A 9,022-nucleotide genomic window follows, 5' to 3' on the forward strand; every position below is an offset into this window, starting at 1 on the left:
ACCAAGAAGGATCCGGGTTACATCAAAGGCTATCCACCGGGTATTCGTGAAAACGGTGGCCAGTACACCCATGCGGCGACCTGGGCAGTGTGGGCTGCAGCGGGACTGGAGCACAGCGAGCGCGCGCACCACCTGTTCAGTTTGTTGAACCCAATTACCCATACCGACAGCGCGGAGGGCGTCGCCCGCTATCGCACCGAACCATACGTACTCGCCGGCGATGTCTACGGGGTTCCTCCCCATGAGGGGCGCGGTGGCTGGACTTGGTATTCCGGTGCCTCCGGCTGGCTGTATCGTGGTGCCCTGGAAGCGTTGTTGGGCGTGCGTATTCTCGAAGGTAACAGTCTGGAAATTAAGCCTTGCCTGCCGGAAACCTGGGGTGAGTTCCGCCTGTCACTGCGTTTCGGCAACAGCCGGTATGAAATAGAAGTGCAAAACTGCGGCGAATGTCCGCGCACTATCGGCGAACTGACAGTGGATGACAAAGTGATTGCAGGCGAGCGAATTCCACTGATGGACGATGGCGGAAATCATCGTGTGCTGCTCGTATTTGCCGCCGCAAAAATGACAAGCTCGGAATAGAACGATCTCAAGGCTTGGTCACATTTGTTTAAACAGCTGCTCGGCGTCCTCGCTGCGGCATAATTCGGTTCCTTCAGTCATGACGGCTGCGGCGCCGGCAGCCACGCCGAATTTTGCCGCCTCCAATAGCGCCATACCCCGTGATAGGGCAGACAGTAGCCCGCCGACCACGGCATCGCCGGCCCCGACCTTGCTCCGCAGGTGAACGGACGGCGCTGATATGCGCTCCAGTCCATCTTTGGTAGCGAGTATCACGCCCGCCCTGCCGAGGGACAGGAGCACCACTTCGGCACCGCGGCGGTCGATGATTTCGCGCACCGCTTGTTCGATGGCTGTGTCATCGGTGAGTTCCCGCCCAACCAGCTCCTCCAATTCGCGCACATTGGGTTTGATCAGATACACACCGACCGCGAGTGCGTGTCGCAGTGCGGCCATTTTGGTATCCACCACCACATGTATCCCCTCGGGTACCATCCGCAACAGCTCGCCGTACCATTCCGGTGGCGTGCCCTCGGGCAAGCTTCCGCTAAACACCACGTACTGGGTGGAAGAGGGGATTTGGCGAACCTGCTCCCGCCACTGGTTTCGCTCTGTTTCCGCAAGCAGGGGGCCCGGCATGCCAAAGCGGAAGAGGTTACCGCTGGACTCCTCCTGAACAATCAGGTTCTCACGCACCGATGCCGCAATCGGAATCGGCAGGTGCCGGACCTTTTCGGCATCGAGGAATTGCCCAAGCTTGCGGCCATTTTCACCACCGCACGTCCAGTAGGCGGAGACATCGATGCCTAGCCGGGTAATAACACGGGCTACGTTAAGGCCCCCACCGCCGGGATACGCGCCCACGTCGCGACAGGCGAGCTTGCAGTTGGGCAGGATTTGCGCGACGGATACCGTCTTGTCGATACAGGGGTTCAGGGTAATGGTGACGATCGTCATCAGAGCGTTGCTTTCACTGGTGGCTACATCATCCGCGTGATCATATCCACGCAGCGTTGTGAAAACGCCCACTCGTTGTCATACCAGGCAAACACCTTAAGGAATTTGTCGCCCACCATCAGGGTGTCTTTGGTGGTTATGATGGCGCTGTAGGGCTTGCCCACGATGTCACTCGACACCAGTTCCCGGTCGTCCACCGCAAGAATGCCCTTTAACGGACCTTCCGCCCAATGCCGGAATACATTGTTGACCTCGTCGACATTGGTACCTTTTTTCAAGGTACAGGTGAGATCGAGCAAAGAACCGCACTTCAACGGCGAGCGCACGGCACATCCGTGCAGTTTGCCCGCCAACCCCGGCAGGATCAGGCCGATGGTCGCTGCCGCGCCGGTGGTTGTGGGCACCAGGTTGGCCGCCGCGGCGCGACCGCGGCGGAACTTGCTGGCATGGCCATCAACGAGATTCTGCGAGGATGTATAGGCATGGATGGTATTGATCATGCCGTGCTCGATACCGAATTCATCGTTCAGGACCTTGGCCACAGGCGCCAGGCAATTCGTGGTGCAGCTAGCGGTGGAAATGATGTTGTGCCGATGCCGGTCATAGCGGTGATCGTTGACGCCAACCACAAAATGACCATCGATCATGCTTTGGCCCGGTGCGGAAATAAGCACTTTTTTCGCGCCCGCCGTGATGTGCTTGGCGGCCCCGGTTCTGGTACGGAACATTCCCGTAGCCTCGAATACAACATCTACGCCTTTTTCACCCCAGGGCAGTTTGGTGGGATCTTTCTCTGAACTGGCAGAAATTGCCTGACCGTCAACCAGCAGTACATTGCCTTCACCGTGAACCTTCATGTCGCGGGTGTGGTAGGTGGTATCCAGCTCCAGTAGATAGGCGAGATTTTCCACACTGGCCAGGTCGTTCACGTGCACCACTTCGATACCGCCGTGATGGGATTCAAGTGCGATGCGCAGTACTTGTCGGCCAATACGACCAAGTCCATTTATGCCGATTCTCATTCGTTATTTCCTAATGTACATCTGCGATCAAACGGGGCAATTGATGGCAACCCCGCATCGACACATTTCGTTAAACCGCGGTCAGGTCGAGGGTATAGATAACCTGGGTGTGATCTCCCGGATCGGTGCGGCAATCCCAGCCCATATTGCGCGCCACTTCACGCAGCCGGGAATTCGCCGCCGAGTCGATCGAGTAGAGGTGCTCAATACCCCGTGCACGGGCAGATTCAATCAAACGGTTGAGTAACAGGGTGCCAAGCCCCTGCATCTGCCAGTCATCCGCGATAACTACCGCGCACTCGGCGGATTTGCCCGCAGTGTCAAGCGCGTAACGGGAAACACCGATTTCCTTTTCTCCACCATCGCTTTCGATTGTGGCGATAAACGCTTCCCGCTGGTCATGGTCTATATCTGTGAGCTGCTGCAGAAGAATTTCACTTGGGGCGCCGACGCCACCGAGAAAACGAAAATGGCGGGATTCCGGCGAGAGATTGATGATGAAATCGCGCTCAAGGTCGATATCCGCCCTGTCCAGTGGGCGTATTGTCACCACCTGGCCATTGCGTAATTTCTCTGTGACCGTTCTGGATAGTGCTTCGTGATGATGTTCATTCGACATTGTCACCTGTCTCCTCTCAAGTGGTACCGTCAGTTTCTACACTCTGCCTGAATAATAGTTCTGTGCGTTTGTTACCGCCCATTCCACAGAGGCAATTCGTGCACAATCTTTGGCGGCCCGGGACCGGGTAGGGCGGTGGAATCATGGAAAAGTTCCTGCTGCAGGCAGACGACCTGGATGTGCTTATCCAGATCATTGGTGCGGAAGGACACCGGCTGGTCGGGCCGGTTTTACGCGATGGCGCGATTGTCTATGACGATATCCACAGTGCACGCGACCTGCCGCGCGGCTGGACCGATGAACAGGAAAAAGGCCAGTACCGAATAAAAAGAAGGGATGACGGTGCCTATTTCGGCTACGCCGCCGGTCCCCACTCCTGGAAGAAATTCCTGCAGCTGCCGCGGCGCGAGATATGGCGGGCGGAGAAAAATACCACTGGAGTCCGGATCGTTGGGGTCGAAGAGCCGGTGCCTTCACTGGCGTTTATCGGGGTCCGCAGCTGCGAGCTGCACGCCATTGCGATTCAGGATCGGGTCTTTCTGGGCGAGCATTTTTCCAACGACAGCTACGCCAGGCGACGAAAACCATTACTGGTCATTGCGGTGAACTGCACCGCCGCCGCATCCACCTGTTTTTGCACATCGATGAATACCGGGCCGGAAGTAACGCTGCCAACGGACCTGAGCATGACGGAAGTCATTGACGGTGAAACACACTTTTTTGTGATCGCCGCCGGTTCCGAACGGGGCGAACAAATTCTACGGCAGTTACCGGTACAGCCAGCAGAACAACAGCACATCGAGCGCGTACAGCAGGGAATACAGGCTGCAAAACTGCAGATGCAAAAGGGCCCGCGGCACTTCGACAGTTCGGATATCAAGGACCTGTTGTATCGAAATTACGAAAGTCCGGCATGGGAGAAGGTAGCGGATCGCTGCCTCAGCTGTGCCAACTGCACCATGGCGTGCCCCACCTGTTTCTGCTCAACGGTGGAAGACACCACAGACCTCAGCGGTGACAACGCAGCGCGCTGGGAGCGCTGGGATTCCTGCTTTACCGGCGACTTCAGCTACATCACCGGCGGTGCGGTGCGGCCGGATACGCGCTCACGCTACCGCCAGTGGATGACCCACAAACTGGCCACCTGGCACGATCAGTTTGGCAGCTCTGGCTGTGTCGGCTGTGGTCGCTGTATTGCCTGGTGTCCGGTGGGAATAGACCTCACAGAAGAACTACAACGTATAAGAGAACTGGAAAAACCATGAAAAGCATGGCGCAACTGCTGCACGAGCACCCGTTCTTCAACGGCATGAACGAAAGCCACCTGGACTTTATCGCCGGCTGTGGAGAAAACCATATTTACAATGCCGGCGAATATATCGCGCGGGAAAATGAGCCTGCGGATCACTTTTTCCTGATCCGGGACGGGCAAGTAGCGGTGGAATGTTTCGTCCCCAATTACGGTGCACTGTGTCTGCAAACACTCCACAACGGGGACATCTTCGGTTGGTCCTGGTTGTTCCCTCCCTATCTCTGGACCTTTGATGCCCGCGCGGTGGATGAGGTGCATGCAATCCGGCTCGATGGTAAGTGCCTGCGGGAGAAATGCGAAACGGACACCGAAATGGGCTATGAACTGGTCAAGCGCTTCTCGCGCATCGTCACCCAGCGGCTGCGCGCAACCCGTATGCAGCTGATGGATGTTTACAGCCTGCAGCGTCCGCCCCTGGACCGCGGTCAATGATACCGACGCTGTTTCGGATCGATGAACGCCGCGAAGAATATACGGGTACCTTTACCCTGCAAATTCGCCCCGAATCCACGAACCGGCCAGCGCCATTTGCGCCTGGCCAATTCAATATGCTGTACGCGTTTGGGGCCGGTGAAGTGCCTATATCCATGAGCGGCTCGCCGGCAGATGACGACAGCTACGCACACACCATCCGCAGCCACGGTTTGGCAACACAGGCGCTTGCGCGACTGAAACCGGGGGAAGTGATTGGTGTACGTGGCCCTTTTGGCTGCGGTTGGCCACTCGAAGCTGCAGCCGGCAGGGAGATATTGATCATAGCCGGCGGGCTGGGGCTGGCGCCCCTGCGGCCGCTGGTTTACAGCCTGCTGGGAGGGTGCCAGCGTGCCGCGCGAGTGCGGTTGTTTTACGGCGCGCGCCGGCCGCAAGAACTCCTTTACCGACGGGAGCTGGAGCGCTGGGAATCCGAGCACGGCAAGGGAAACCTGGAACTCACCGTGACCGTCGATCAAGCTGATAGCGGGTGGCGCGGGCGGGTTGGCGTCATTACCCAGCCACTGGAGGCCGCGCACATCGACGGCCAGTGCACAGTAGCGTTTTTGTGTGGCCCGGAGGTGATGATGCGCTTCTGCATACAGACGTTGCTTGGCAAGGGAGTTCCTGAAAGCGCCATCTACCTGTCGATGGAACGCAATATGAAATGTGCCACCGGGCTCTGTGGCCACTGCCAGTGGGGGCCGAATTTTGTGTGTAAAGACGGGCCGGTTTTCCGTTACGGGAGCGTGCAATCGTGGTTCAACCTACGCGCGCTCTAGGCGACACCAAACCCAAGGCGCGCCTGGCGGTGTGGAAATTCACCTCCTGCGACGGCTGCCAGTTGAGCCTGCTGGATTGCGAGGATGAACTGTTGCAGCTGGCGGACTGTGTGGAAATTGCCTATTTCATGGAAGCCTCCAGCAACCCGTCCCCCGGGCCCTACGACTTGTCGCTGGTGGAGGGGTCGATCACCACTGCGGATGAAGCGCGGCGAATCCGTGAGATCCGTGCGCAGTCCCGGGTACTAGTGACCATCGGAGCCTGTGCCACCGCGGGCGGCATCCAGGCGCTACGGAATTTCGCGAATGTGGAGGATTTTATCGCCGCGGTTTACGCTCATCCGGATTATATCGACACCCTCAAGACCTCCACGCCCATCAGTGCCCATGTCGCAGTGGATTTCGAGCTGCACGGTTGCCCGATCAACAAGCGCCAGCTGCTGGAAGTCATCAGTGCTTACCTCCATCGGCGCCCGCCGCAGGTACCGGCACACTCGGTCTGCATTGAGTGCAAGATGCGCGGCAATGTGTGCATCTGGATAGCGCACGGAACCCCGTGTATGGGGCCAGTGACACACGCCGGCTGCGGCGCTATCTGCCCGGCGTATTCCCGCGGCTGTTACGGATGTTACGGCCCGAAAGAAAACCCCAATACGGCCTCCCTGTGCCACTGGTGGCAGCGCGAACTGGGTGCCGAGAAAGCGGTGGTGATCGAAAACCTGCGCAACTTCAATGCCGCAGCTCCGGATTTCGAAGCGGAGAGCCGGCGCCAGGAAGGTGACGATGGCCAAAAGTAAAACCATCAAGGTCGATTACCTGGCGCGCGTGGAAGGTGAGGGGGCTCTGTACATCCGCTATGACGACGCCGGCGTGCACGACGTAAAGTTGAAGATTTTCGAGCCCCCGCGCTTTTTTGAAGGATTTATGCGCGGCCGGGATTTTCGCGAAGCGCCGGATATCACTGCGCGCATTTGCGGCATCTGCCCGATTGCATACCAGATGAGTGCCGTACATGCGATGGAAGACGCCCTGGGTCTCACGCTACCGCCAGAACTGCATGCACTGCGCAGACTGATCTACTGCGGCGAGTGGATCGAGAGCCATACACTGCATATCTATATGCTGCACGCACCAGACTTCCTCGGCTATCCCGGGGCTGTTGCCATGGCCAAAGACCACCCGCAGCTTGTGCAGGACGGCCTGCAGATCAAAAAAGCCGGCAATGCCATCGTCAGCCTGCTGGGGGGCAGGGAGGTGCACCCGATCAATGTGCGGGTCGGGGGCTTCTACCGGGTGCCGAGTGCGGGGGAGCTTCAGCCGCTGCGCGAACAATTGCTGCACGCGCGGGACATGGCCGTGGAGACCGTGCGCTGGGCGGCGTCCCTCCCATTTCCAAAATTCGAGCGCGCGCTGTCCGACCAGTACGAGTTTGTCGCACTGTCCCATCCCGAAGAATACCCGATGAACCGGGGTTCCATTGTTTCAACCCGCGGACTCGCGATCCCGGTACGCGACTATGACGGCCATTTCCGCGAGGAGCATGTCGAGTACAGCAGCGCACTACACAGTACCCTGATTGAACGCGGTGCCTATTTTGTTGGCCCGATGGCGCGCTACAACCTGAACTACGAGCGGTTGTCACCACTGGTGCGACAACTGGCGGACGAGATCGGCTTTGCCCCGTTCTGTGCTAACCCGTTCCAGAGCATCGTAGTGCGGAGCCTCGAAGTACTTTTTGCCTTCGATGAGGCCGTGCGGCTTATCGAAAATTACCGCCAGCCCGATATTGCCCATGTACATGCGGAACCCAAACCAGGAATGGGCTATGGCGCGACCGAAGCACCTAGAGGGCTGCTGTACCACCGTTATCAAATTGATGACGCCGGCAAAATTGCCGAGGCAAAGATCGTTGCGCCTACTTCGCAGAACCAGAAAACCATCGAGGATGACCTGCGCGTGATGCTGCCGAAGTTTATGTACCTGCCTGAAAAGCAGTTGCAAGCGCAGTGTGAACAGGCAATCCGCAATTACGACCCGTGTATTTCCTGCTCCACCCATTTCCTGAAAATGCACCTGCAGCGCGCCGAGAGGACAGCGTCATGAGTGATTGGGCGGTAATCAGTCTCGGCAACCGCTTTCGCGGTGACGACAGTGTCGGCCCCTACGTGCTGCATAGACTGCGGCCACACATTGAACCGGCGGTGCCGTGTATCGAAAACGGTGGCGATATGGCGAACCTGCTGGAGGTGTGGAAAGACCGCTATGTCTGCCTGGTGGACGCCGTGGCAGACGACGATCTCACTACCGGCGCGATCCTGCGCCTCGACGGGCTCGCGGCGGAGATTCTGCCCAGTCTCTGCACCACCTCGAGCCACGGCATCAATCTCGGCGAGGCCCTGGAGATGGGCCGCCTGATACAAGCGTTGCCACAACGGCTGGAAATCTATGGGATCTGTGGCGAGAACTTCGCCATCAGTGCCGGCCTGTCGCCGGCGGTACAGGCCGCCGCAGAAATTGTGGAACAGGAGATTCTTGCCCTGCTAAACACACACTCCGGAGGTTCTCTATGCACGAACATTCCCTGATCAATAACCTGCTGGAAAAGATTCAGCGGCTCGCGGCCGCCGAGGACGGTCGCCTGATCGCCGCGAAACTTCGCCTGGGGGTACTGGCTCATATTTCCGCCGAGCACCTGCGCGAACATTTCGAGCAGGCCACGGCCGGCACCGGTTTGGAAGGACTGCGATTACATATCGAGGAACAACCGGACATCCACCACCCGGAAGCGCAAGACATCATCCTCGACAGCCTGGAATTTGAACACACCGATGAATGCTGAAGCTCGAGAACGACTTCGACTCGATATTCGCGGGCTGGTGCAGGGCGTCGGCTTTCGCCCGTTTATCTATAAACTCGCCGTTGCTTGCCGACTGAGTGGCTGGGCGGTGAATAATTGCACCGGTGTCAGAGTGGAAATAGAGGGCACGAGCACGGACCTGCGTCGATTCCTGCAAACATTGCCACTGCAAAAACCCGCACTTGTGGAAATCGAGTACCTTGCAAGCACACCCATCCCGCTTCAGCAGGATAGTGGTTTCCGCATCCGTGCCAGCGAAACCGGCAGCGAGGTTGCCGCAGTACTTCCACCGGATCTCGCACCCTGCGAGGACTGCCTGCAGGAAATTTGTGATCCGGAAAACCGACGCTTTCGCTACCCGTTTACCAATTGCACACGCTGCGGCCCGCGTTTCAGCATCGTCGAACGGTTACCGTACGACCGTGCCCGCACCGCTATGAA

Annotated in this window: 12 protein-coding genes; 9 read left to right on the forward strand and 3 right to left on the reverse strand. The window is 58.2% G+C overall.

Annotated features, from left to right (window positions below; translation table 11 throughout):
* Nucleotides 1-582: GH36-type glycosyl hydrolase domain-containing protein (locus VIL80_RS14485; protein WP_332036805.1), on the forward strand; the 582-nt coding region annotated here is incomplete at its 5' end.
* An 18-nt stretch (nucleotides 583-600) separates the two neighbouring features.
* Here VIL80_RS14485 and VIL80_RS14490 read toward each other — a convergent pair.
* From VIL80_RS14490 to VIL80_RS14500, 3 genes are all read right to left on the reverse strand, one after another.
* The gene (locus VIL80_RS14490) at nucleotides 601-1,518 is read right to left on the reverse strand and encodes a 1-phosphofructokinase family hexose kinase (protein ID WP_332036806.1); all 918 of its coding nucleotides are present in this window, start codon (nucleotides 1,516-1,518) and stop codon (nucleotides 601-603) included.
* Nucleotides 1,519-1,541: 23 nt separating this feature from the next.
* The gene (gap, locus tag VIL80_RS14495) at nucleotides 1,542-2,540 is read right to left on the reverse strand and encodes a type I glyceraldehyde-3-phosphate dehydrogenase (RefSeq protein WP_332036807.1); all 999 of its coding nucleotides are present in this window, start codon (nucleotides 2,538-2,540) and stop codon (nucleotides 1,542-1,544) included.
* 70 nt (nucleotides 2,541-2,610) lie between these two features.
* Entirely contained in the window at nucleotides 2,611-3,159 is a 549-nt protein-coding gene (locus tag VIL80_RS14500; protein WP_332036808.1) for a GNAT family N-acetyltransferase, read from the reverse strand.
* Between the two features lie 143 nt (nucleotides 3,160-3,302).
* Between VIL80_RS14500 and VIL80_RS14505 the strand changes: the two genes are divergently transcribed.
* From VIL80_RS14505 to VIL80_RS14540, 8 genes are all read left to right on the forward strand, one after another.
* A complete protein-coding gene (locus VIL80_RS14505) occupies nucleotides 3,303-4,424 on the forward strand; it encodes a 4Fe-4S dicluster domain-containing protein (protein ID WP_332036809.1) in 1,122 nt (373 codons plus the stop codon).
* Nucleotides 4,421-4,903: a cyclic nucleotide-binding domain-containing protein gene (locus tag VIL80_RS14510; RefSeq protein ID WP_332036810.1), complete on the forward strand. Its 483-nt coding sequence runs from the start codon at nucleotides 4,421-4,423 to the stop codon at nucleotides 4,901-4,903. Before VIL80_RS14505 ends, VIL80_RS14510 begins: the two co-directional genes overlap by 4 nt.
* Nucleotides 4,904-5,019: 116 nt before the next feature.
* A complete protein-coding gene (locus tag VIL80_RS14515) occupies nucleotides 5,020-5,724 on the forward strand; it encodes an FAD/NAD(P)-binding protein (protein ID WP_332036811.1) in 705 nt (234 codons plus the stop codon).
* Nucleotides 5,700-6,521 carry an NADH-quinone oxidoreductase subunit B family protein gene (locus VIL80_RS14520; protein WP_332036812.1) on the forward strand — a complete coding sequence of 274 codons (822 nt, stop codon included), beginning with the start codon at nucleotides 5,700-5,702 and terminating at the stop codon, nucleotides 6,519-6,521. The genes VIL80_RS14515 and VIL80_RS14520 overlap by 25 nt, the downstream gene beginning before the upstream one ends.
* The gene (locus VIL80_RS14525) at nucleotides 6,508-7,827 is read left to right on the forward strand and encodes a Ni/Fe hydrogenase subunit alpha (RefSeq protein WP_332036813.1); all 1,320 of its coding nucleotides are present in this window, start codon (nucleotides 6,508-6,510) and stop codon (nucleotides 7,825-7,827) included. The genes VIL80_RS14520 and VIL80_RS14525 overlap by 14 nt, the downstream gene beginning before the upstream one ends.
* Nucleotides 7,824-8,309: a hydrogenase maturation protease gene (locus tag VIL80_RS14530; protein ID WP_332036814.1), complete on the forward strand. Its 486-nt coding sequence runs from the start codon at nucleotides 7,824-7,826 to the stop codon at nucleotides 8,307-8,309. The genes VIL80_RS14525 and VIL80_RS14530 overlap by 4 nt, the downstream gene beginning before the upstream one ends.
* Entirely contained in the window at nucleotides 8,291-8,563 is a 273-nt protein-coding gene (locus VIL80_RS14535) for a hydrogenase/urease maturation nickel metallochaperone HypA (RefSeq protein ID WP_332036815.1), read from the forward strand. The genes VIL80_RS14530 and VIL80_RS14535 overlap by 19 nt, the downstream gene beginning before the upstream one ends.
* The coding region (locus VIL80_RS14540; RefSeq protein ID WP_332036816.1) for an acylphosphatase at nucleotides 8,541-9,022 on the forward strand (482 nt) is incomplete at its 3' end. The genes VIL80_RS14535 and VIL80_RS14540, both read left to right, overlap by 23 nt.

It is taken from the genome of Microbulbifer sp. (genome assembly GCF_036563125.1).
Taxonomy (GTDB): domain Bacteria; phylum Pseudomonadota; class Gammaproteobacteria; order Pseudomonadales; family Cellvibrionaceae; genus Microbulbifer.